22 protein-coding genes are annotated in these 21,675 nt (G+C 42.6%); 7 read left to right on the forward strand and 15 right to left on the reverse strand.

Translation table 11 applies throughout. The features are described 5' to 3' along the window. Positions 1–88 precede the first annotated feature (88 nt). Positions 89–1,561, forward strand: coding sequence for an IMP dehydrogenase (gene guaB / locus EO131_RS16070; protein ID WP_127024613.1), 1,473 nt, complete (start codon positions 89–91; stop codon positions 1,559–1,561). Between the two features lie 21 nt (positions 1,562–1,582). Here guaB and EO131_RS16075 read toward each other — a convergent pair whose 3' ends face one another. The 3 genes from EO131_RS16075 to lysA all read right to left on the reverse strand — a co-directional run bounded on the left by EO131_RS16075 (position 1,583) and on the right by lysA (position 3,821). Continuing rightward, positions 1,583–2,098: a thioredoxin family protein gene (locus tag EO131_RS16075; protein WP_127025183.1), complete on the reverse strand. Its 516-nt coding sequence runs from the start codon at positions 2,096–2,098 to the stop codon at positions 1,583–1,585. A gap of 69 nt (positions 2,099–2,167) precedes the next feature. Then, complete coding sequence (locus EO131_RS16080) at positions 2,168–2,581, reverse strand: DUF3995 domain-containing protein (RefSeq protein WP_127024616.1); 414 nt, start codon at positions 2,579–2,581, stop codon at positions 2,168–2,170. Position 2,582: 1 nt separating this feature from the next. After that, on the reverse strand, positions 2,583–3,821 hold the full coding sequence (lysA, locus tag EO131_RS16085) for a diaminopimelate decarboxylase (RefSeq protein ID WP_127024619.1): 1,239 nt from the start codon (positions 3,819–3,821) through the stop codon (positions 2,583–2,585). A gap of 167 nt (positions 3,822–3,988) precedes the next feature. Between lysA and EO131_RS16090 the strand changes: the two genes are divergently transcribed. From EO131_RS16090 to EO131_RS16110, 5 genes are all read left to right on the forward strand, one after another. Then, on the forward strand, positions 3,989–4,627 hold the full coding sequence (locus EO131_RS16090) for an LON peptidase substrate-binding domain-containing protein (protein WP_127024622.1): 639 nt from the start codon (positions 3,989–3,991) through the stop codon (positions 4,625–4,627). 107 nt (positions 4,628–4,734) lie between these two features. Further along, positions 4,735–5,928: an ADP-forming succinate--CoA ligase subunit beta gene (gene sucC / locus EO131_RS16095; protein ID WP_127024625.1), complete on the forward strand. Its 1,194-nt coding sequence runs from the start codon at positions 4,735–4,737 to the stop codon at positions 5,926–5,928. Positions 5,929–6,280: 352 nt separating this feature from the next. Further along, on the forward strand, positions 6,281–6,616 hold the full coding sequence (locus tag EO131_RS16100; RefSeq protein ID WP_127024628.1) for a hypothetical protein: 336 nt from the start codon (positions 6,281–6,283) through the stop codon (positions 6,614–6,616). Between the two features lie 117 nt (positions 6,617–6,733). After that, positions 6,734–7,135 carry a tellurite resistance TerB family protein gene (locus EO131_RS16105; RefSeq protein WP_127024630.1) on the forward strand — a complete coding sequence of 134 codons (402 nt, stop codon included), beginning with the start codon at positions 6,734–6,736 and terminating at the stop codon, positions 7,133–7,135. Between the two features lie 116 nt (positions 7,136–7,251). Continuing rightward, a complete protein-coding gene (locus EO131_RS16110; protein ID WP_127024633.1) occupies positions 7,252–7,677 on the forward strand; it encodes an Hsp20/alpha crystallin family protein in 426 nt (141 codons plus the stop codon). Between the two features lie 97 nt (positions 7,678–7,774). On the opposite strand, the gene uvrB is transcribed toward EO131_RS16110, so the two are convergent. The 3 genes from uvrB to EO131_RS16125 all read right to left on the reverse strand — a co-directional run bounded on the left by uvrB (position 7,775) and on the right by EO131_RS16125 (position 11,648). Next, complete coding sequence (gene uvrB / locus EO131_RS16115) at positions 7,775–9,763, reverse strand: excinuclease ABC subunit UvrB (protein WP_127024636.1); 1,989 nt, start codon at positions 9,761–9,763, stop codon at positions 7,775–7,777. A 146-nt stretch (positions 9,764–9,909) separates the two neighbouring features. Further along, on the reverse strand, positions 9,910–10,740 hold the full coding sequence (locus EO131_RS16120; protein WP_127024639.1) for an ABC transporter permease: 831 nt from the start codon (positions 10,738–10,740) through the stop codon (positions 9,910–9,912). Positions 10,741–10,751: 11 nt separating this feature from the next. Further along, positions 10,752–11,648 carry an ABC transporter ATP-binding protein gene (locus EO131_RS16125; protein ID WP_127024642.1) on the reverse strand — a complete coding sequence of 299 codons (897 nt, stop codon included), beginning with the start codon at positions 11,646–11,648 and terminating at the stop codon, positions 10,752–10,754. 78 nt (positions 11,649–11,726) lie between these two features. On the opposite strand from EO131_RS16125, the gene EO131_RS16130 reads away from it, so the two are divergent. Next, positions 11,727–12,803, forward strand: coding sequence for a hypothetical protein (locus EO131_RS16130; RefSeq protein ID WP_127024645.1), 1,077 nt, complete (start codon positions 11,727–11,729; stop codon positions 12,801–12,803). Here the strand turns inward: EO131_RS16130 and EO131_RS16135 are convergent. The 9 genes from EO131_RS16135 to EO131_RS16175 all read right to left on the reverse strand — a co-directional run bounded on the left by EO131_RS16135 (position 12,800) and on the right by EO131_RS16175 (position 21,643). Further along, positions 12,800–13,858, reverse strand: a complete 1,059-nt coding sequence (locus EO131_RS16135) for a nucleoid-associated protein (RefSeq protein WP_127024648.1) — start codon at positions 13,856–13,858, stop codon at positions 12,800–12,802. The genes EO131_RS16130 and EO131_RS16135 overlap by 4 nt on opposite strands. Before the next feature lie 64 nt (positions 13,859–13,922). Beyond that, positions 13,923–14,426, reverse strand: coding sequence for an IS1096 element passenger TnpR family protein (locus EO131_RS16140; RefSeq protein ID WP_127024651.1), 504 nt, complete (start codon positions 14,424–14,426; stop codon positions 13,923–13,925). Between the two features lie 43 nt (positions 14,427–14,469). Next, positions 14,470–15,483 (reverse strand): COX15/CtaA family protein, encoded by a 1,014-nt coding sequence (locus tag EO131_RS16145; RefSeq protein WP_127024655.1) that lies wholly within the window; start codon positions 15,481–15,483, stop codon positions 14,470–14,472. Then, on the reverse strand, positions 15,480–16,910 hold the full coding sequence (locus EO131_RS16150; protein ID WP_127024658.1) for a CCA tRNA nucleotidyltransferase: 1,431 nt from the start codon (positions 16,908–16,910) through the stop codon (positions 15,480–15,482). Before EO131_RS16150 ends, EO131_RS16145 begins: the two co-directional genes overlap by 4 nt. Positions 16,911–16,913: 3 nt before the next feature. Next, positions 16,914–17,483 carry an L-threonylcarbamoyladenylate synthase gene (locus tag EO131_RS16155; protein WP_127024660.1) on the reverse strand — a complete coding sequence of 190 codons (570 nt, stop codon included), beginning with the start codon at positions 17,481–17,483 and terminating at the stop codon, positions 16,914–16,916. Positions 17,484–17,485: 2 nt separating this feature from the next. After that, positions 17,486–18,259: a glycosyltransferase family 2 protein gene (locus tag EO131_RS16160; protein WP_127024663.1), complete on the reverse strand. Its 774-nt coding sequence runs from the start codon at positions 18,257–18,259 to the stop codon at positions 17,486–17,488. After that, positions 18,249–19,337 (reverse strand): glycosyltransferase, encoded by a 1,089-nt coding sequence (locus EO131_RS16165; RefSeq protein ID WP_127024665.1) that lies wholly within the window; start codon positions 19,335–19,337, stop codon positions 18,249–18,251. The genes EO131_RS16160 and EO131_RS16165 overlap by 11 nt, the downstream gene beginning before the upstream one ends. Continuing rightward, positions 19,337–20,449: a glycosyltransferase family 4 protein gene (locus EO131_RS16170; protein ID WP_127024668.1), complete on the reverse strand. Its 1,113-nt coding sequence runs from the start codon at positions 20,447–20,449 to the stop codon at positions 19,337–19,339. Before EO131_RS16170 ends, EO131_RS16165 begins: the two co-directional genes overlap by 1 nt. A 105-nt stretch (positions 20,450–20,554) precedes the next feature. Beyond that, complete coding sequence (locus tag EO131_RS16175; protein WP_127024671.1) at positions 20,555–21,643, reverse strand: glycosyltransferase family 4 protein; 1,089 nt, start codon at positions 21,641–21,643, stop codon at positions 20,555–20,557. Positions 21,644–21,675 lie beyond the last annotated feature (32 nt).

Below are 21,675 nucleotides of genomic sequence, written 5' to 3' on the forward strand. Positions count from 1 at the left end.
GGAATTACTAATTATGCAGAAAGTAAGTTGCATGCCATACATTGATTAAAATAGTGGTATATTTGCACGCAATTAATCGGTAATTGCAATGGAAGCCCACCTTAACAAAATTGTTGGCGAAGGACTTACTTATGATGACGTTCTTCTTGTGCCTGCTTACTCAGAAATTCTTCCCAGGGAAGTAAACATCCAATCCAAATTCACCAGAAATATTACGATCAATGTGCCCATTGTCTCTGCGGCCATGGATACGGTGACCGAATCGCGTATGGCCATTGCCATGGCACGTGAGGGAGGTATTGGGGTGCTGCACAAGAACATGACTATAGAGCAGCAAGCGCTTAAGGTAAGAAAGGTGAAACGTGCCGAGAGTGGTATGATCATGGACCCCGTGACACTTCCGTTAAATTCCACAGTTCGCGATGCCAAGGCAAGTATGAAGGAGCATAGTATTGGTGGAATTCCAATTGTGGATGATAAGAAAAAATTGATAGGTATTGTCACCAACCGGGACCTACGTTTTGAGAAGGACAACGATAGACCGATTTCCGAGGTGATGACTTCGGAAAATTTGGTAACAGTGGCTGAGGGGACTTCCTTGGAACAAGCTGAAGTGATCTTGCAGGAAAACAAGATTGAAAAACTCCCGGTGGTCAATGATAACGACGAACTTATCGGATTGATCACATTTCGGGATATTACCAAATTGACCCAAAAACCCATTGCCAATAAAGACCAATACGGCCGTTTGCGGGTAGCCGCAGCCATCGGGGTTACTGCCGATGCGGTGGAACGTGCAGGTGCCTTGGTAAATGCAGGGGTTGATGCCATTGTTATAGATACAGCCCATGGTCATACAAAAGGAGTAATCAGTATTTTGAAATCGGTCAAAAAATCCTACCCTGAGTTGGATGTGGTAGTGGGGAACATTGCCACCGCGGAGGCTGCCAAATATTTGGTGGAGGCCGGTGCCGATGCGGTGAAGGTGGGTATTGGACCAGGTTCCATTTGTACCACACGTGTGGTAGCAGGTGTTGGTTTTCCACAGTTTTCTGCGGTTTTGGAAGTGGCTGCAGCCATTAAGGGCAGTGGTGTTCCTGTTATCGCTGATGGTGGTATCCGATATACCGGTGATATTCCCAAAGCCATTGCAGCAGGTGCCGATACGGTAATGCTGGGCTCATTATTGGCCGGTACCAAAGAATCACCAGGTGAAACCATTATTTACGAGGGAAGAAAATTCAAATCGTACCGGGGTATGGGTTCTGTGGAAGCCATGAAAGAAGGTTCCAAAGACCGTTATTTCCAAGATGTGGAAGATGATATCAAAAAATTGGTACCAGAAGGCATTGTGGGCCGAGTGCCGTACAAAGGTGATCTTTACGAAAGCATGCACCAATTTATAGGTGGACTGCGTGCTGGAATGGGTTACTGTGGGGCGATGGATATTGCTGCATTGAAAGAAAAAGGGCGTTTTGTGAAGATTACCTCAAGTGGTATTCACGAAAGCCATCCACATAATGTGACCATCACCAAAGAAAGCCCGAATTATAGTAGATAAATAAGGGTTGGAAGAAGCCTGTTATTTGCCGGCGTAGCTCTGCCAGTCCTTGTCCTTGTAGATGTTATCGCCAAAATATTTGGCAATCTGCAAGAATGGACCCACTTGCTGGTATCCGGGTACCGGGGACAACATGTTCATTTCCTCATCCAAAAAAACCACGGTAGGGTAGCTCATTTTGCCTTGCAATAGGGCTGCGGCCAACTCATGGTAGCCTCTTCGGCCAGAGGGAACATACTTGAATGTATTGCCTTTGTATTCAATGGGGTCTTTTCCTTCTGCATCCATTTTCACCATGTAGAAGTTCTCTTGCATGTACTTGGCCACTTCAGGATGTTGAAAGGTTTCCTTATCCATTTTTTTACACCATCCACACCAGTCGGTATAGACGTCGATAAACATCTTTTTGGGTTTGGCATCGGTTTGGGATAGCTGAACAGCCTCTTCCCAGGATAACCATTTTATGTCTTGGGCACTGGCCTGTGAGCCAATAAGAAGTAGAAAAAATAAGCTGATTTGGGTAATTGTTGCGCGCATCATCTCGGTTTTGGACATAATAGTCGTTCGTTCAATACAAATCTAACGAAAATTGTGCCAAAATAGTATTCAGCCCCACAGCTCCAAAGCCAAAATTAAAAGGCTGACAACCAATGCTAAGGGAGCATAGTACCTTTGGTCCATTGTTGAAAATCGAGTTCCTTTAATGGATTTAAAAAAGCCCACATACTTAAAATCCCCAATGGACCGCAACAAAAACAAAATTCCGATACCCGTTGAAATGTATTGTAATCCATCAAAATGAAAGAAATTCAACACCTTATTCAGGTAAATGGAAGCGAAAAATGCCAGAAATAGGGCAACCAGTATTGTTCCCAATTTACCAGGTCGCATCTTTAAGCTTCCATCGGTATCGGCAGGAAGTACCGATGCCGGGTCCTTTAAACCAAAAAGGGCCCAATACAAATGGAGCCCTGATAAGAAAATGAATATGATGGCAAGTATCAAGGAAATCACTTCCATGCTACTTTACGGTTTCTGTTTTTGTTGTTTCGAAAAGTGCTTTTTGATCTACTTGATTTTTGATAATGTCATCAAAGGTCTCACGCTCCCGAATCAAGTGCGCCTTTCCTTTGTACCACAAAACTTCTGCAGGTCGGTACCTGGAGTTGTAATTGCTGGCCATGGTAAAGCAATAGGCGCCGGCATTTTTAAAACAGAGGATATCGCCTTCGGATATCTCATTGATTCTTCGGTTGCTGCCAAACGTATCGGTTTCACAGATATAACCCACAACGGAATAGTAGCGTTCGCGGCCCTCCGGGTTTGAAATGTTCACGATTTCATGACTGGAACCATACAACATGGGTCGAATTAAGTGGTTAAATCCTGAATCCACACTGGCAAAAACAGTGGATGTGGTTTGTTTTACCACATTTACCTTGGCCAAAAAATACCCTGCCTCACTTACCAAAAATTTTCCGGGCTCGAAGGCCAAGGTCAGATCTTTGCCATATTCTTGACAGAACTCGTTGAATCTGGTTGTCAACTTTTTACCAAGCTCCTCCACATTGGTCTGGATATCACCTTCTTTGTATGGAACTTTAAAGCCACTTCCAAAGTCGATGAACTCAAGGTCTTTGAAATTTTTGGCTGTTTCGAACAGAATTTCCGAAGCATACAAAAAGACATCGATGTCCAGGATATCACTTCCCGTATGCATGTGGATGCCGTTGATGTTCATCTTGGTCAATTCCACAATGCGCAGCAAATGGGGAATTTGATGAATGCTGATCCCAAACTTGGAATCGATATGTCCCACAGAAATTTTCGTGTTACCGCCCGCCATCACGTGTGGATTGATACGGATGCAAACAGGAATGTCCGGATGTTTGCTGCCAAACTGTTCCAAAATGGAAAGATTGTCAATATTCACCTGAACCCCAAGCGATGCAGCTTCCTCGATCTCTTCCAAGGAAACGCCGTTAGGGGTAAAAATGATGGATTCCGGTTTAAAACCGGCCATTAGCCCAAGTTTTACCTCTTGAATCGAAACCGTGTCCAGGCCACTGCCCAAACTGTTCATCAATCTAAGAATGCTAATGTTGGAGAGTGCCTTCGCGGCATAGTTCAATCGTAAATGGGGTACACCTTCAAAAGCCTTGGTCAATCTTTTATATTGGGAAGTAATCTTATCCGCATCGTACACATATAAGGGAGCGCCAAATTGCCCAACAAGTTTCAATAAATCCTTGGAATTCATGCTATATCAGTCTTAAAACAACAAAACTAAAGGATGTTGGGCTGTTACACAAGAATAAAAAACAAATAATATATTTATTTAACATTAAGTTGTATATATAACATTGTTCTTTTGTGGAGGCTTGGTGCTTTCGGGTCAGCATTGTATTTTTAAGCAAATTGTTGAACATGAAACTGCCGTTATTTCCATTGCAATCTGTTTTTTATCCGGGAGAAACTGTGCCGCTCCACATTTTTGAGGAACGTTATAAACAGTTGATAAACGATTGCAGAAAAGAGGCGCTTACCTTTGGGATTCCAGTTTTTATAGATAATGGGATAAAATTTGGAACGGAAGTACAATTGGTAGAGGTGGTGAATACCTATCCCAACGGAGAAATGGATGTTGTCTGTGTGGCGCGCCAAATTTTCAAGGTACGCTCCTATGAAAGGCAGATGCAAGGAAAATTGTATGGTGGTGGTGAAGTAGACTTTTTGGATATGGAAAACGATGCTTCGGATGAGCTCCGTTTGGAAGTGCTCCAAAAGGTGGAAGAGCTATATGATTTAATGGACGTACCCTTCACCAGAACACCGCCCAAACAATTCAACAGCTATTCATTGGCCCATAAAATGGGTTTGTCTTTCCATCAAGAATACGAATTGCTACAAATGCGCAGGGAGTCGGATCGGTTGATGTTTATCAAAAGCCATTTGGAAGCCACTGCCCATGTGTTGACAGAGGTAAACCGAACCAAGACAGTCATCGAAATGAACGGTCACTTTAAAAATTTTGACCCCTTGGACTTCCCAGATTTTAAAATATAGTACCGCTTGGGCGAAATACTGCCTTTAATTGGTAATTATTCATTTATCGACTTCAATTTGTCGGCGTTGTTTTCTATTTTTGTCGGCAAACAAAAGTAAATTCACAGATGAACCTTCACGAATATCAAGGAAAAGAGATTTTAGCCAGTTTCGGAGTAAGGGTGCAAAGAGGAATCGTTGCCCGAAATGCCAAGGAGGCGGTGGATGCCGCAAAACAGCTCACCCAAGAAACCGGTACCGGATGGCACGTTATAAAAGCCCAGGTACATGCAGGAGGCCGAGGAAAGGGTGGCGGTGTAAAGCTGGCCAAAAACTTGAAGGAGGTCGAGGAGTTGGCAGGTAGCATTATTGGAATGAACCTGGTAACACCACAAACTTCCGCTGAAGGCAAAAAAGTACATCAAGTTTTGGTGGCCGAGGATGTGTATTATCCCGGTGATAGTGAAACCAACGAATTTTACATGTCCGTGTTGTTGAACAGGGGCACTGGAAAAAATATGGTCATGTATTCCACCGAAGGGGGAATGGATATTGAGGAAGTGGCCGAAAAAACACCACACTTGATTTTTACAGAGGAGATAGACCCAGGGCTGGGACTTTTGCCATTCCAGGCCAGACGCATTGCCTTTAATTTGGGCTTGTCCGGAACAGCTTTCAAGGAAATGGTAAAATTCGTTTCTGCCTTGTACAGGGCTTATGTGGAGAGTGATGCCAGCCTTTTCGAAATCAACCCGGTTTTGAAGACTTCTGACGATAAAATCATGGCCGTTGATGCCAAGGTGACCATAGACGACAACGCATTGTACAGAAGAAAGGCTTATGCCGAAATGCGCGATCTTCGGGAAGAAAATCCAATCGAGGTGGAAGCTAGGGAAGTTGGATTGAATTATGTCGATCTTGATGGTAACGTGGGCTGTATGGTAAATGGAGCCGGTTTGGCCATGGCAACCATGGACTTGATCAAAATGGCCGGTGGTGAGCCAGCCAACTTTTTGGATGTTGGAGGAACAGCTGATGCCAAAAGGGTAGAGGAAGCTTTCAGGATCATCCTTAAAGATCCCAACGTAAAAGCCATCCTGATCAATATTTTTGGTGGTATCGTTCGTTGCGACCGTGTTGCCCAAGGTGTTGTGGATGCCTATAAAAATATGGGAGATGCCATTAAAGTGCCCATCATTGTAAGATTGCAGGGTACCAATGCCGAATTGGCCAAGGAAATTATCGACAACTCTGGATTGGCGGTACACTCTGCAGTGCAATTCCAAGAAGCGGCTGATAAAGTAAAAGAAGTATTGGGATAACTAACAATCCTAAAAAAATAACACTTAAAGGGTGACATTTTTTAATGTCGCCCTTTTTTTTTTTTTTTGATATTTTTTCGGGGCTAAACCATACAATAATTTAGTTAAAAAATTGAAAAATTATAAAATTCCTCAACTTTCCGGGAAAATGTTAAATAATTCGCAAACGCTAAATTTGACGGGCATTTGAACAGATCCACCCTAAAAACAAGATCGTTAAACTTCGGTTAAATCCGATTTGACCTGTAACAATTCATTTTTTTTCCAGTCTTATAATTGTGAAGTCATTTAAATCAATGCATTTTTTTGACAGAACAACAAATCATTCATCAATACATCAAAAAACAAAATCATGAGAAAAATTAAAGCTGTAATGGTAGCTGCCATGCTATTTGCTGCCGTAGGTGTGTTTGCCAACATGGGCAACGAAGAAGTTCCAGTAAAAAGCCTATCCTCACAAATTTATGAGATGCTGAAAAAGAATCAATTCAACGTGGAAGCGGATGAGTTGAAAGCAGAAGTGCGTTTTATCATTAATGAAGACGCCGAATTGATTGTACTTTCTGTCGACACCAAAAATGAAACCTTGGAAGGTTTTGTTAAAAATCGATTGAACTATCAAAAAGTTGAATTGGATAAAATTGTACCTGGCAAAGTTTACGAAGTGCCGGTACGAATCACTGAATAATTGTAAAAATTATTCGAATTAGCTAGTAAGGCCTTGGAACCCCAAGGCCTTTTTTGTGCACTAAAATGAAGGTTTTGGAGTTATGTATTAGAGGAACGTCTTCCAAAACAAAGATTTATGAGCACCTACGAAGAAAAGTTGAGCATACTTTCTGAGATGATTGCCTTTGCCAGGGTGGACCATACGTTAAAACAATCCGAGTATGAATTTTTGCTCAAGGTTGCGAATAACCTTGGGGTTGATGAGGCTACTTTCGAAGGTCTTCTCAGGCAAAAATCACCCAAAGTGCCCCTCAAGACCCAAGCGGAGCGCATTGTACAGTTCCATAGGTTGTTGTTGTTGATGAATGTAGACCAAGAACAACATAAAAAGGAGATCAATACCCTTTACAATATAGGGCTTAAAATGGGCCTTCCGCCTGTTGCCATTGGCCAGGTTTTGGAAGTGATGCACAAATACCCAGACAACGTGGTTCCGCCGGATGTGCTGATTGACATCTTCAAAGCACATTACAATTAATGTCAAAATGACATGTTTTTTTCTTTCTATAAATGCCATAAAGGCAGTTTAATGGTATTGGTATGCCTTTTGTCCTATACAGGTTGATTTAAATGTTTAACTAAAATTGAATCGCCATGAGTATAGTAAAAAGAAACAACCTGTTTTTTCCATCCTTGATGAACGAGTTTATGGGTCCTGATTGGTTCGGTGGAACGGAAAAGTGGAATACTTCTGTTCCTGCGGTCAATATAAAGGACAATACCGAAAATTTTGAATTGGAACTTGCAGTTCCCGGTATGAAAAAGGACGATTTCAGCGTAGAGATCGATAATGATGTATTGACCATTTCCAGTGAGGTCCAGACCGAGAACGAAGAAAACAAGGACAATTACACACGTAAAGAATTTTCATTCACTTCCTTTAAAAGAGCTTTTACCCTTCCCGATACAGTGGATGGGGCAAAAATTGATGCAAAATATGAGGATGGTATTTTGAGATTGACATTGCCCAAAAAACAAGAGGCATTGCCCAAACCAAAGCGAATGATTGAAATTGCTTAAGGTAAAAATACACCAACTATAGGTGTTTCATGATGGTTGGATTAGTTGGTTAGTTTGATGGCGCCCTCCTGCAGAAATGTTCGGGGGGCGCTGTCTTTTATTCCTTTTCCTGCAACATTTTGATTTCGTCCCTTAGCTTTGCCGCTTCCATAAAGTTGAGTTCTTTGGCCGCTTTCTCCATGGCCTTGCGTTTTTCCCGAATCAATTTTTCTTTTTGATCCTGGGTCAAATAGGCCAAATCCGGTTCTGCGGCACGCAATTCTTCCTTTTGAAAATGATAGGTGGACACCGAATTCCTCGCCAGGGCATTGTCCAAGTTTTTGTTCAACGCCTTGGGTGTAATACCGCGTTCTTTGTTATAGGCCATTTGTTTGTCCCTTCGGTAGTTGGTTTCATCAATGGTTTTTTGCATACTATCCGTAATGGTATCGGCATACATAATGGCTTTACCGTTCAAATTTCGGGCTGCCCTGCCCACGGTTTGGGTCAACGAGCGATTACTGCGTAAAAAACCTTCTTTGTCCGCATCCAGAATAGCTACCAACGAAACTTCGGGCAAATCTAGTCCCTCCCGTAACAAGTTAACCCCTATCAGGACATCAAAAAGGCCCTTTCGCAGATCCTGCATGATCTCTACCCGCTCCAACGTATCCACATCACTATGGATGTAGCGACATCGAATATCGATTCGGGTCAGATACTTGGTCAGTTCCTCGGCCATCCGTTTTGTCAGGGTGGTCACCAAGGTCCGTTCATCCAATTCCACCCGTTGCTGTATCTCCTCCACCAAATCATCAATTTGATTGGCACTGGGCCGTACCTCGATGATGGGGTCCAACAATCCGGTCGGTCGGATCACCTGTTCCACATAAACCCCTTGGCTGAGTTCCAGTTCGTAATCAGCTGGTGTAGCACTCACATAGATCACTTGGTTCTGAAGTGCTTCGAATTCCTCAAACTTAAGGGGGCGGTTGTCCATGGCAGCGGGCAAACGAAACCCATATTCCACCAAATTTTCCTTCCGGGAGCGGTCCCCGCCATACATGGCATGTACTTGGGGAATGGTCACGTGGCTTTCATCGATGACCATCAAATAATCGTTCGGAAAGTAGTCCAATAGGCAGAACGGCCGTGTCCCTGGCTCCCTGCCATCCAAATACCTGGAGTAATTTTCGATACCCGAACAGTAGCCGAGCTCCCGAATCATTTCCAGATCAAAATTGGTGCGCTCCTCCAAGCGTTTGGCTTCCAATGGTCGGCCTATTTCCTTAAAGTAGTCCACTTGTTTCACCAGATCATCCTGAATTTCCCGAATGGCATTTTGAAGGATGTCCGGCGAGGTAACGAACATGTTAGCTGGATAAATGTTCAACGAATCATATACTTCAATTACCCTATTGTTGAAGGGGTCAAGAGCTTCTATTTCTTCGATTTCATCGCCAAAAAAATGAATGCGGAAGGCGTGGTCGGCATAGCCCGGAAACACATCGACCACATCACCCTTTACCCTAAAATTCCCATTTCTGAAATCTGCCGTGGTCCGGGAATAAAGGCTTTGTACCAGTTGTTTCAAAAATTTGGTACGCGCTATTACTTGATCTCGGTGGATCGTGATCACGTTCTTTTGAAACTCTATCGGGTTCCCGATACCATAAAGACAGGATACCGAAGCGACCACCAAAACATCCCTTCGTCCGGAGAGCAAAGAAGAAGTGGCACTCAAACGTAACTTTTCAATATCCTCATTGATGGACAGGTCTTTTTCAATATATAGGCCACTGGCCGGAATATAGGCTTCCGGTTGGTAGTAGTCATAGTAGGATACAAAGTATTCCACCGCGTTGTTCGGGAAAAATTGCTTGAATTCCGAGTACAACTGGGCGGCCAAGGTCTTATTGTGGGCCAGCACCAATGTAGGCCGTTGTACTGTTTCCACCACATTGGCCACCGTAAAGGTTTTACCGGAACCTGTAACCCCCAATAAGGTTTGATGGGGTACACCACCTTCAATACCTTCGACCAATTGCCGAATAGCCTCTGGCTGGTCCCCAGTGGGCTTAAAATCCGATACTACCTGAAATTTCATTCGGTAAAAATACTAAAGGGATCAGCCAAAATGAAACAAAGGGAATACAATTAATGCCAAGGAGAAAAGAGCTTTACATTACTTGTTACATCATCAAGAAAAATGAAGACCGATCTGTTAAGTTGTTTTGCGTACTCGATAGCGTACTACAAATCACGCTTTTTCAACAAGGCATAGGATAAATAGATGAATAATGCCGTCCAAACCAAGACAATCAAAAATTCATACCAATGTGTTGAATAATCTTTAGTGAAGTTTTCACCTATTTGTTGTGCAACTGATTGTACAGCATTAAAACGTGTAAAAGGCTCCTTTATAAGATTTGCCATTGATTCCAAAGGTAGAAACGGCATAACAGATTCTGATGATTTTTGTCCGAATAGCCACCATACCAAAAATCGAATGCCTAAATTCTCCATTATATACCAAAGTATCAAAAAACCCAATGCAAAAGCAGAGCGTTTTACCCAGATACCTAAAAAAATACAAAAGCTGAAGAACGCAAATATTTTAATGAAATAACTCAGAAGATAATATAAATCTGAAAAAATTATCGAGGGTTGGTTGTAGTCAGAATATATTAATCCTAAAATCAAGGTCACCAAAAAAACAAATAAGGTAGATATTATTGAAAAGGCAAATACCATTGAAAGTTTTGATTTTAAAAACTCTTTCTTAGATAGGCCATCGATCAAATTTTGTTTAATGGTCTTGTTACTGTACTCGTTGGATATCATGGAGACAATAACAATGGCAAAAAATAACTTTAATAGAGATGCAATGAAGGTATTTAAATGCCATATATATGGGAAATTAAAAATCCCTAAATCTGCAAGTCTAATGCCTTCGCCAAAGGGAAATTTTATTACAGATATAAGTGCGATACAGCATATCAGAATGAAATAGGAAAAAATTAAAATTTTGCTTGCCCTGTTGTTCCAGAGTTTAATGAATTCTATTTGAAGGAGACGTAACATTCGTTTTTTGATTAGTTGTTTTTGGTCAGGGTTAGGAATTGTTCTTCGAGGCTTTCTTTACGTTTTACCAGATGGGACAGCACGATACCTTTTTCAAAAAGCATTTTGTTCAGCGATTCGGCATCCATTTCCTCTTTTAAATAGGCGGTAAGCGTACCATTGAAATTTTCGATTTTCCCAAAACTGGCATTTTTTTCCAACAGTTCCTTCAGTTTGTCGAGGTCGCTACAGCGCAGCTCAAAGAAACCGTGACTGGCCAGCATGCTTTCCACAGGACCCGAATACAGGTTTTCCCCTTTGCGAAGGATCACTACATGGGAACACACTTTTTCCACTTCATCCAAAAGGTGGGAAGCGAGCAGAATGGTAGTGCCCTGACTTGCAATTTGTTTAATTATTTCCCTGATCTGGTGGATTCCTTGCGGATCCAAACCATTTGTAGGCTCATCCAAAATCAAGATTTCTGGGTCGTTGAGTAGGGCAGAGGCAATGGCCAAACGCTGTTTCATACCCAACGAATAGGTTTTGAACTTACTGTTCCGACGATCCCAAAGTCCGACCAACTCCAATTTCTCCTGAATTTTGGTATCCGGCACTTCCTTGATCTTACATACCAATTTTAAATTTTGGATGGCGGTCATGTACGGATAAAAGTTGGGCCGTTCTATTATGGCCCCAACTTTTTTGAGTGCTTCGTGGGTGGAGGTGTTGCCATCGAACCAACTAAAATCGCCCGATGTGCGATTGACCACGTTGAGGATGATTCCCAAGGTTGTGGATTTACCACTACCATTTGGCCCCAAAATGCCATAGACATTTCCTTTTTCAATGGTGAAGGAAAGGTCCTTAACGGCGGTGAGGTAGCCAAATTTCTTGGTGAGATGGTTTACGGTCAGAATTGTTTCCAAAGGATGCTGTCGTTTTTTTGAATGGTTTATACTAACTTGACGATGTTTATACCGATTTGTTACAAAAAGTCCCATACAATGTCCGAAGAAAAATTGATGTCCAAAAAAAAACCGGCGTATCCGATAAGTAAAGAGCTGGATGAATATTTGGATTATTACAATCGAAAAATTGAGATTCCCATCCATTACGAAGACCTGCTTCGGTTTTCGGGCAGTGTGGCGGTATATGACGCTGAGGACGAAGATACCCTTTGGGTACGTGTGTATTATGCCGAATACGATCGGGACGAGATCGACCTGGCACTTAAACGGGTATATTCCATTTTCGTATCCGATGGTAGCGATACCATTTTGCAGTATTTGAACGTGGATTATGTGGATTATTGCACCTTTGGGAACTCCAAACCGTTCCGGATCAAGGTCAGGAACATCCTCAACGATAACTATACTTTGCTTTATGTAAAGAAAACAGATGCTTCTCGGGTGTACGGACTGGAACTGGAACACATGCTTTCGCCTTACAACCTCAACTTCGTGATCTACGAGAATACCCTTATTGAGGAACATATTGTGGGGATACCGGGCGATGTCTTCATCAAAAAAAACCTGCCCGAACTCTCAGAATTCGATAAAGCCCAGATTGCCAAGGAATTTGTGAAGTTCAATGAACGGAGCATGATACGTTTGTTGGGCGACATGCGCTCCTACAATTATGTGGTGGTGCCTACCCACGATTTTGATAGCGTGGTCTATAAAATACGTGCCATCGATTTTGACCAACAGTGCTACGAAGGCAAATTAAAGGTATACCGACCCCAGTTCTTCAAGGAGAACAAGGTTATGGTGGATATGGTGCAGAATAAATTAAAATTGGACTCGGTGAACCAATATATAGTTGAGGAACGGTCCATTATTGCCAAGCGGATTTTGAGCTGGGGACAACGGTTGTCCGCCCTGTTGGAAGCCTGTCGCAAAGATGTTATTTCCACTCCCGAAAATATTGAACTACTAAAGGCCCAACTATTGGAACTTACGGGAGACATCAATTTTCGTGACAGCAAGAACATGGGCGAAATATTGACCTATGCCCTCGATTTTGTTAAACGTAACTATGAGGATGTCAGCATGAAACAGATCATCGAGAAAAAATTCTAGCTTTTCTGCTCCTTGTTGAAATAAACCAGGTAGTAGTACATCTGTCGCTCCTCATCCCAACCTTTTTCCACAAATTTTTCGGCAGATTCCGGGTTGATGAAATCCAACTTGATCTGAATATTGGTATCGAGGTTGATCACATTCTTGATTTTCCTTCGGGCATCGCTCACGGCCTTGTTGGCAATATCAAAGTTGGATACATCCTCAATACTGTATTTGGGACCCTTCTCGACCTTATAATGTTTGAACTCAGGAATTAAATCGGGGTTTTCCATCACCTCGTTCAAAAATGAGGTTTCCTCAAAGGCATCGTTCTTGGCAAAATGGTTCACGGCCCGGTTCATGAACAACACCTCTTGTTGTTTGTCCTCGGCCGGTAAAACCACATCTTTCGCGAAATTTTGACAGAACTTCAGGTAATTTTTGGTGTAAAAGTTCTCATCGGTCAACGGAACCAAACCTAAAAAGTTTTCCAACCAATATTTGGCATCGTAGCGGTTGCTGTCCACCGATAGCACTTTATAGCCTTCTTCCTTTTCCAGATTGAAGACAATGCAGCCCTTGTCCAATTTGTTGATGTTGATGCCTTGACGGATCAATATCTCCAAATTCTGCTCGGTTTCCTTAAACTGAAGAAAATCGTGTTTCAACTCGCTCTTGAAGATCCCAACAGCATCTGTTTTTTTGTTGTCGACGACCATGTCGGTAAAATGCACCACATACACCTCACCACTTTTGATATGCGGATGGTTAGATTGTTCAAACAAATGGGTGGTGATTTTTTTGGAAAGTTCATGTCCCTTGGATGGATTTTCAAAAAGCTCGGCAACCGACTTGAAGACCTCATTGAACTCTACATCCACATCATTTGCAAAACGGTAATAGTTTTCCTCTTTTTCCCGAAAGGGTTTAAAAAAATATTCCTTAAGCAATCCAGACATTTCATCGTTCAACGTAAAAGGCTCCGCAGACAAAAAGGCGGTCTCGTTCTTGCTCTTATTGCCGACACGGTGCAATGAAATACTTTCAATTTGGGCGTTGTATAGGTTTAGCATTTTTGGGTATAAGGTATTGGGTTAATGGCAAAAGGTTAATGGTGAAAGACTTGGAAAAATATGTTCAATTCCAGTTTTCGTCGAAATCCATATCGTCGTAGTTGTCGAGATAATCATCAAAATTCTCATCTTCCTCGCCGGGTTCGGCTTCAAATTTTTTCTCAGGTGGCGAATCCGGGAGTTCACCAAAACTGAAGAGTAGGTCCGGATAAACTTTTCCATCTTCTTTTTCAACGATATCGGCCAGTTCCACAAAAAAGGTCCACATGCTGAAAAAATCGTACACATAGATCATTTTGGGATTTTCCTCACTCAACACATCTTCAATTGTGGTCTCGTTCATCAGTCGGATATCGGACCCATTCTCGCTCATGTCGAACAACGCAATTTCCTCTTCTTGGTTCCATTCCTCGTCACACGTATAAAATGAGGCCATTTCACCGCCCCCAAAACCGAAGGATTGCGTAATGGCATTGTGGAAATCTTCCAAAGTATTGTTGTCCTCTATCGCAATATCCCGAAAAATATCTTCCTCAGCATCAAGTATTATCCTGATTTTATAAATCATCCATTAAATTTTTGAGTGGGCACAAAGGTACAATAAATAGCCCTTATTTGGTGAATCGGTGCAGGGTAAAGGTCATGGCCGCCAAAAGGAAAAATGCACCGATTTGGTGTGCAATGCCCAACCATAAGGGCACGGCATAGATCAAAGTGAGCACGCCCAATACAAACTGCACAAAAACGAGAGCCAAAAGCATTTTCAATCCTTTTTCTTGGAGGGCCGTACGTTGTGTTTGTCCTGTCTTGAACCAGATATACACAATGATTCCTACAACCACATAGGCTAAATAGCGGTGGATGAACTGTACCCCGCTTTTCCCTTCAAAAAAGTTTTTGATTACGGGCTGATGTTCAATAAAGACCGTTTCGTGGATCAATTTACCATCGCTCATCAATGGCCAATGGTTGTGGATAAAGCCCGCATCCAATCCGGCGACAAAGGCGCCCCAGATAATTTGGATGAGCAAAACGACCAATCCAAAACGGATGAGGTTTCTGATTTTAGTATTCACTTCTTTTTTATCCGGATAGATCAAATCCAGAGCCACCCAAAAGCTATAGGCAAAAGTGATAAAGGCCGTGGTCAAATGGGCTGCCAATCGAAAATGGGAGACATCTGGCCGATCTACCAGGCCACTTTTGACCATATACCAACCCAAAAAGCCCTGAAAACCACCCATGATCAATAGGATAATGGCTTTTTTGGTGGTTGGTCCGTCCAATTTTTTGGTGAACAGGAAATATAGGAAGGGTACAATAAACACGATTCCGATAAACCTGCCGATGACACGGTGGAGCCATTCCCAAAAATAGATGTCCTTAAAATCTTCCAAATCAAAATGATTGTTCAATTTTTGGTATTCGGGATATTGCTTATACAGCTCAAAGGCCTCTTGCCACTCCTGTTCGTTCATTGGGGGCAGAGTGCCATGGATCAATTTATAATCCGAAATGGATAGTCCGGAATGCGTCAATCGGGTGATTCCACCGACTAGGACCATGATAAAAATAAGTGCACATCCCGTTAACAACCAATACACTACATATTTGTTTTTTTTCATTTTGAATGGACTTTTAAATTCATGGATTTGCCCTTTTCGAGCATAAATTGATGGGCCGCTTCGTACTCGTTCGGAATTTCACCTTCCAAAATGGCCTCTTTAATGGCCTCTTTTATGATACCGATCTCTTTGGAAGGTTTCAAATTGAAGGTTTGCATGATCTCCTCACCCGATACTGGCGGTTGAAAGTTTCGTACATGATCTCGTTCTTCAACCTCCACAATTTTTTGCCGAACAATCAAAAAGTTGTTCTTGTATTTTTTCTGTTTACGTGGATTTTTGGTAGTAATGTCCGCCTCGCATAGCGTCATCAGGTCGTCCACATGGTCCCCGGCATCAAAGACCAAGCGGCGTACCGCAGAATCGGTGACATGGTCTTCCGAAAGGATGATCGGACGGGAGCTCATCAACACCATTTTCTGTACAAACTTCATTTTTTCGTTCAAGGGCATCCGTAACCTTTTGAAGAGTTTGTACACCATTTTTGAACCCACAAATTCGTGGCCGTGAAAGGTCCAACCGATTTTCTTATGGAATTTTTTGGTCGGTGCCTTGCCAATATCATGCAAAAGGGCGGCCCAACGCAACCAAAGGTTATCTGTGGCCTCCGAGATATTATCCACCACTTCCAAGGTATGCCAAAAGTTGTCCTTATGGCGTTGGCCTTCCACTTCTTCAATTCCCTGCAGGGCTGTCAATTCCGGTAAAATAATAGGCAGCAATCCCGTTTGGTGCATGAGTTTAAATCCCATGGAGGGTTTGGGACTCAACAAGATTTTATGGAGTTCGTCCACAATTCGCTCCTCGGAAACAATCTTGATCCGCTCCTTATTTTCAGTTATCGCTTGGAGCGATTTCAGTTCAATGGTAAAATTCAACTGGGTGGCGAACCGGATGGCACGCATCATACGCAAAGGATCATCGGAGTAGGTAATACCCGGTTCCAATGGGGTGCGGAGGATTTGTTCATGCAAATCGGAAATGCCATCAAAGGGGTCAAGAAGTTTACCGAACGTATCCTTGTTCAGGGTAATGGCCATGGCATTTATGGTAAAATCGCGCCTGTTTTGATCGTCTTCCAAAGTACCGTCCTCCACTATGGGTTTACGGCTATCACGATGGTAACTTTCTTTTCGGGCACCCACAAATTCAAGTTCCAGATCATGGTGTTTGATCATGGCCGTGCCGAAATTTTTAAAAACGGAAATCTCGGGTTTACCCTTCAATTTGGAAGCTACTTTTTTGGCAAGTTCGATTCCACTTCCGATAGCGACAATATCAATATCCTTGGGCGTACCCCGTTTCAAAAAATAGTCGCGGACGAACCCGCCGATCACATAGGCATCCACACCCAACTCATCGGAGGCTTCACCAATCAGTTTAAAAATGGGATGTTGTATGGCTTCTGTATGAAACTCCTGCGTCATGTTTTATTCCCGGATTACCTTCACCTGGCCATCGTTGCCCAGTTTAATGATCGAGGATGGCGAAGGATCTTTATTTACGTCCGGCAAATTTACCACATAGTCCACTCCTTTTAAAATTTCGGGGGCGATATCCGCAAATCGTTTTGGGGTTGGCTCTCCCGATATGTTGGCGGAGGTGGATACAATGGGTTTGCCAAACTTGTTGATGAGGTATTGGCAGAACTTATCCGATGCTACGCGAATCGCAAGCGTGTTGTCTTCCGCAATCAGATTTTTGGCCACGCCTTTTGGATCATCAAATACAATGGTGGTGGGTTTGGTGGCAAGATCAATGATATCGTAAGCCACATCGGGAACCTCTTGCACATGGCGTTCCAACATGGCTTGGTTGCCCACCAAACAAATAAGGGCCTTGGTATCTTCACGGTTTTTGAGCTGATACACTTTTTTTACAGCCTCTGGGTTGGTGGCATCGCACCCAATGCCCCAAACGGTGTCGGTGGGATATAGAATTAGGCCACCATCCTTTAGTACAGCATAACATTGATTGATTTCGTGTTGAAATGTATCCATGATCAGTCTTGTTTGTTCAATCGTTTTAATTCCTTGAATTTCGCATGTACGCCGAGGGCATTGAGATAACAGATGATGATGCCTTTTTTGCCATCCAAAAACCCAAGCCGCAGAATATAGTGGTTAAAAAATTTATAAGTTGGTCTAAAAACACTGTGGAACCAACTGCCTTTCTTCCCTTTCTTAAACTCATCCCGAGCCTTCATGGTGCCATATTTGATCATTTTGCCTTTATAATCCTCATAGCTGGAGTAAGAGTAGTGGATCAAGCGGTTTTTTAGGGTTTTCGACTCCCCATCGACCACCAAAGTTTCATGCACAATACGATTCTGGGCAAAATGCACTTTACTTTTTCTAAAAAGGCGGTAGTTTTTATCCGTTTGCCAACCACTGAAGCGAAGCACTTGATCTTGGAACATGAAAGTTCTTAGAAAATAGTAGGCTGATGCTGTTTCCGTTTCAGAATTTACGATGTCCAGGATTTCATCTTTTAGTTCCGGGGTTACACGCTCATCTGCATCAAGAAAAAGGATCCAATCATGGGTGGCTTGTTCCATGGCAAACCCCTTTTGATCGGTATAATTTTTAAAGGCTCGTTGTATGAGTTTGGCCTTTCCGTTTTCCTTCACTTTTTGTGCGGTACTATCTGAACTGAAAGAATCCACAACAATGATCTCATTGGCAAAACTCAGATTATCCAAGATCTCCTCCATGTTTTTCTCCTCGTTCAGGGTAATGAGCAATGCGGATATTTTTTGGGACTTTTTATGCACCATTTATCAAGTAAGCTTCAATTTTTTTGATTTGTTTCTTTTTGTCAAAATGGGTGGTTATGTGTTGATACCCTGCCTCACCCATTTTGGTTCGCAGGTCAGGTTGGTTGTAAAGGGTAATCACTTTGTCGGCAAAGGAATCCAGATCGTTCAAGGGCACCAAAAAACCTGTTTTTTGATGGACAACGAGTTCTGGATTGCTACTGATATCAAAAGCGATTATCGGTTTTTTACAGAGGGCGGCTTCGGCCAGCACATACCCGAATCCTTCCCAAAGGGACGACAGTAAAAAAACATCACCTTTTTGCATGAAAGGGATGGGGTTGTCAATAAAACCTGCCAGTTCAACGGTGTCGGTCACTTCAAGTTGTCGGACTATATGCTCCAACTTTTCTTTTAGTCTGCCAGCACCCCCAATGATCATTTTATGGGGAACATTTTTATCTTTCAATTTTTTGGAAAGCCGCACCAAAAACTCCTGGTTTTTTTGAAATTCCAGTCTGCCCAGGTTTACCAATTTGATTTCTTTTTGCTGCGAAGAATCTTCGTTTGCCGCAGTTTGATTTATGGAGTCAATATCGATTCCGTTATAAATGACCTTGATTTTATCCGCCGGAAACAATTTTGGGTTGTTTTCCAAAATGGTCTTTTTGGTCGCTTCGGAATTGGCAAGTACCTCGGTCAGTATATTTTTGAAGTAATGGCGGTTCAAAATGGTGTTCTTAATCGGGATGGCACTGCCCCGTCGGTAAATGATCCTGGCAATATTGACTTTTTTGGCGCAGGGCCCGGCAATTTTGATGTCACGGGAAAGATTCATCACTATGGTTTCGAAATTCCCCTTTTGTAACATTTTTTGGATGGACCACCGTTTGAATGGGTTCAAAAAGCTCAGGTTGGTAATGTGGACGCCTTCTGATGGAATGCCCGCTTCTTGGAGGCGTTGGAGCAAAACACTATCCTTTCGGGCAAAAACTTTTACATTATGTCCTTTTTGATGCAGGTAACTGCTCACCTCAAAATGCCATTTTTCGCCTCCGCCCCAAGCCTTTGCCGTATTGAAAAAACAAATTGCCCCCACTATAGCACTTTTTGGTAAACTTCCATCAGGTTTTGCGCTACTTTTTCGTCGGAGAAGCGCTGAACATAATCATATCCCTTTGCTGCAATTTTTGCCCGCTCCTCTGGGTCATCAAACAATTTTTCAATCTGGTTTCTGATGTCCACGGGATCGTTTGGATCTATATAAATGGAATTGGGCCCCGCCGCTTCAGGAAAGCAGCCATCTTTTGTGGTAATGACAGGAACCCTACTGTACAATGCTTCGATGATCGGAATCCCAAAACCTTCACAAAATGACGGATAGCAAAATACCGTGGCATCTTGATAAATGGCCACGAGTTGCTCCAAATTGGCATCCTTAATAAAAGTAACCTGCGATTGGAGTTGGTACTGTTTCACATAAGCATACAGCTTTTGCGCATATTTCTTTTCCTTGCCCACTAAGACTACGTGTTGTTGGGTACCATGAATGGCCTTGATCAGGTTCAAGGCGTTTTTGCGGTCTTGGAGCGTTCCCACATACAAAACATACGATTCCGGGAGATTGTATTTTGTTTTGACCTCAAGTTTCTTTGAAGACGCCATTGCCGTTTTGAATAGGGCATGGCAGCCTTGGTATACCACCGATATTTTGTTTGGATCAATCTTAAAATATTTGACGATCTCCTTTTTTGTCTGTTCGCTTATGGCAATGATATGGTCGCTGATCCTGCAAGCGTACCGGAATTTGAGTTTATATATGATTCGGTCCCAAAGGTTGTAATAATGAGGGTGGCTCAAGAAAATAAGGTCATGGATAGTAACCACTCTGGGGACCCTGTTTGTTTTGAAACTGTATGGAATCTCCCCCGATAGACCATGGTACAAGTCCAAATTGTTTTCGTTGATTTGTTTCCATTGGCCCAACAAACGCCAGAGGGAAGGAATTTTTTTCCAAAGCCAACCTTTCGGAAAAACAATGGTCGCTTTGTCCATTGGGACGGCGTTCTCCCTATTCGATTTTTTAGTATTGAACAGAAAAAAATGCGAAATGTCGTTCCGTGAATTTAGAATTCGCACAACATCCCTACCATAGTTTCCAAGTCCCGTGGAATTGTGAAAAATACGCTTGGCGTCGAAGCCTATTCTCATGTTCGATTGACTTTCTTGGGGGTTCGGTCAAAAATAAGACAAAAATGACGACCCACTGCCGAAAGGCCAATATTCTTGGCCGACAAACCTTCAACCGTAACCAAATCAGAGATATTGCTTGTAAACATCCACGGTCATTTGCGCCGTTCGTTGCCAGGTATGTTGCTCTGCATAGGATTTGGCCGATTTCAATCGATTGGCGTCCAAAGTGTCCAGTTGGTCAATTCCATCACCAATATGTTCAGGGCTGAAGGGATCGACCAATATGGCATGTCCCCCCGATGTTTCCGGTGCGGCTCCTGTTGTGCTCGTCAGAACCGGTAATCCGTGGTGCATGGCTTCCAAGATGGGTATGCCAAAACCTTCATAAAATGTTGGGAAAAGAAAAGCCTTGGCATGTGAATATAGGTCTTGCACCGCTCCTTTTTCGAGGTAATTGGTAATGATCACATCTTCTTCAAGGTTGTTCTTGGCAATAAACTCCCTTACTTTTTGCCCACAGTCATCCTGAATTTTTCCGGTAATGACCAATTTGAAATCGTTCTTGGATTTTGAAAAATGGTACCCTTTTATCAAATTGAGGGTGTTCTTGCGCAAGGAGACACCTCCAACAAATAGGAAATATCCTTTATCCGTTAATCCAAATCGATTAAGAATCCCATCGGAAGCAACAGTTGTTGTCGATATGCTGAATTTGGAGGGGGCCAAGGGCACGGCGTGGATTTGCTCTTCAGGGTAATCGAAAAAACGTAAAAAATCGCTTTTGGTTGCCTCGCTCACTGTGATGATGGCATCCGCTTTCTTGGTAAATTCTTCAAATAGTTTGAATCGTTTGTCCTTAAAATATGGACTCGCAAAATTATACGAATCAAATTCAGGGAGATGCACGGCTAGGTCGTGGACGGTGGCCACTTTCAGGGAGCCCTTCAAATTGAGAAATGGCGTATGCAGGGTATGTGCAACCGCTGCCTTTTGATAAGGTATCAGCAAATTGTTCACGTACCAAACATGTGGATGACCCAAAAGTTCTTTGAGGGGGTCACTTTTCTTTTTGAAAAGATTTTTAAGTCTAAATCCCAAAATTGGATCAACTTCCTTATGCTCCAAAAGTGCTCGGTGTAGGTTGAGGATGTAAAATGGAATGCCGGTATATTCCTTAAAAAATAAGGAGGAACTTTCTAGTACTACTTTCATGTTATCAAAACCCTATTGCTAAAGTATGATAA

It is taken from the genome of Flagellimonas beolgyonensis (assembly GCF_003992615.1).
GTDB lineage: Bacteria > Bacteroidota > Bacteroidia > Flavobacteriales > Flavobacteriaceae > Flagellimonas > Flagellimonas beolgyonensis.

Bases quoted from the DNA above. Each gene is read 5' to 3' on its own strand.
- sucC (WP_127024625.1), top strand. From the start codon at position 4,735: ATGAACCTTCACGAATATCAAGGAAAAGAGATTTTAGCCAGTTTCGGA.
- EO131_RS16080 (WP_127024616.1), bottom strand. From the start codon at position 2,581: ATGGAAGTGATTTCCTTGATACTTGCCATCATATTCATTTTCTTATCA.
- EO131_RS16160 (WP_127024663.1), bottom strand. From the start codon at position 18,259: ATGGTGCATAAAAAGTCCCAAAAAATATCCGCATTGCTCATTACCCTG.
- guaB (WP_127024613.1), top strand. From the start codon at position 89: ATGGAAGCCCACCTTAACAAAATTGTTGGCGAAGGACTTACTTATGAT.
- EO131_RS16155 (WP_127024660.1), bottom strand. From the start codon at position 17,483: ATGGATACATTTCAACACGAAATCAATCAATGTTATGCTGTACTAAAG.
- EO131_RS16135 (WP_127024648.1), bottom strand. From the start codon at position 13,858: ATGCTAAACCTATACAACGCCCAAATTGAAAGTATTTCATTGCACCGT.
- EO131_RS16140 (WP_127024651.1), bottom strand. From the start codon at position 14,426: ATGATTTATAAAATCAGGATAATACTTGATGCTGAGGAAGATATTTTT.
- EO131_RS16110 (WP_127024633.1), top strand. From the start codon at position 7,252: ATGAGTATAGTAAAAAGAAACAACCTGTTTTTTCCATCCTTGATGAAC.
- EO131_RS16075 (WP_127025183.1), bottom strand. From the start codon at position 2,098: ATGCGCGCAACAATTACCCAAATCAGCTTATTTTTTCTACTTCTTATT.
- lysA (WP_127024619.1), bottom strand. From the start codon at position 3,821: ATGAATTCCAAGGATTTATTGAAACTTGTTGGGCAATTTGGCGCTCCC.
- EO131_RS16145 (WP_127024655.1), bottom strand. From the start codon at position 15,483: ATGAAAAAAAACAAATATGTAGTGTATTGGTTGTTAACGGGATGTGCA.
- EO131_RS16130 (WP_127024645.1), top strand. From the start codon at position 11,727: ATGTCCGAAGAAAAATTGATGTCCAAAAAAAAACCGGCGTATCCGATA.
- EO131_RS16105 (WP_127024630.1), top strand. From the start codon at position 6,734: ATGAGCACCTACGAAGAAAAGTTGAGCATACTTTCTGAGATGATTGCC.
- EO131_RS16170 (WP_127024668.1), bottom strand. From the start codon at position 20,449: ATGAGAATAGGCTTCGACGCCAAGCGTATTTTTCACAATTCCACGGGA.
- EO131_RS16100 (WP_127024628.1), top strand. From the start codon at position 6,281: ATGAGAAAAATTAAAGCTGTAATGGTAGCTGCCATGCTATTTGCTGCC.
- EO131_RS16175 (WP_127024671.1), bottom strand. From the start codon at position 21,643: ATGAAAGTAGTACTAGAAAGTTCCTCCTTATTTTTTAAGGAATATACC.
- EO131_RS16150 (WP_127024658.1), bottom strand. From the start codon at position 16,910: ATGACGCAGGAGTTTCATACAGAAGCCATACAACATCCCATTTTTAAA.
- uvrB (WP_127024636.1), bottom strand. From the start codon at position 9,763: ATGAAATTTCAGGTAGTATCGGATTTTAAGCCCACTGGGGACCAGCCA.
- EO131_RS16120 (WP_127024639.1), bottom strand. From the start codon at position 10,740: ATGTTACGTCTCCTTCAAATAGAATTCATTAAACTCTGGAACAACAGG.
- EO131_RS16090 (WP_127024622.1), top strand. From the start codon at position 3,989: ATGAAACTGCCGTTATTTCCATTGCAATCTGTTTTTTATCCGGGAGAA.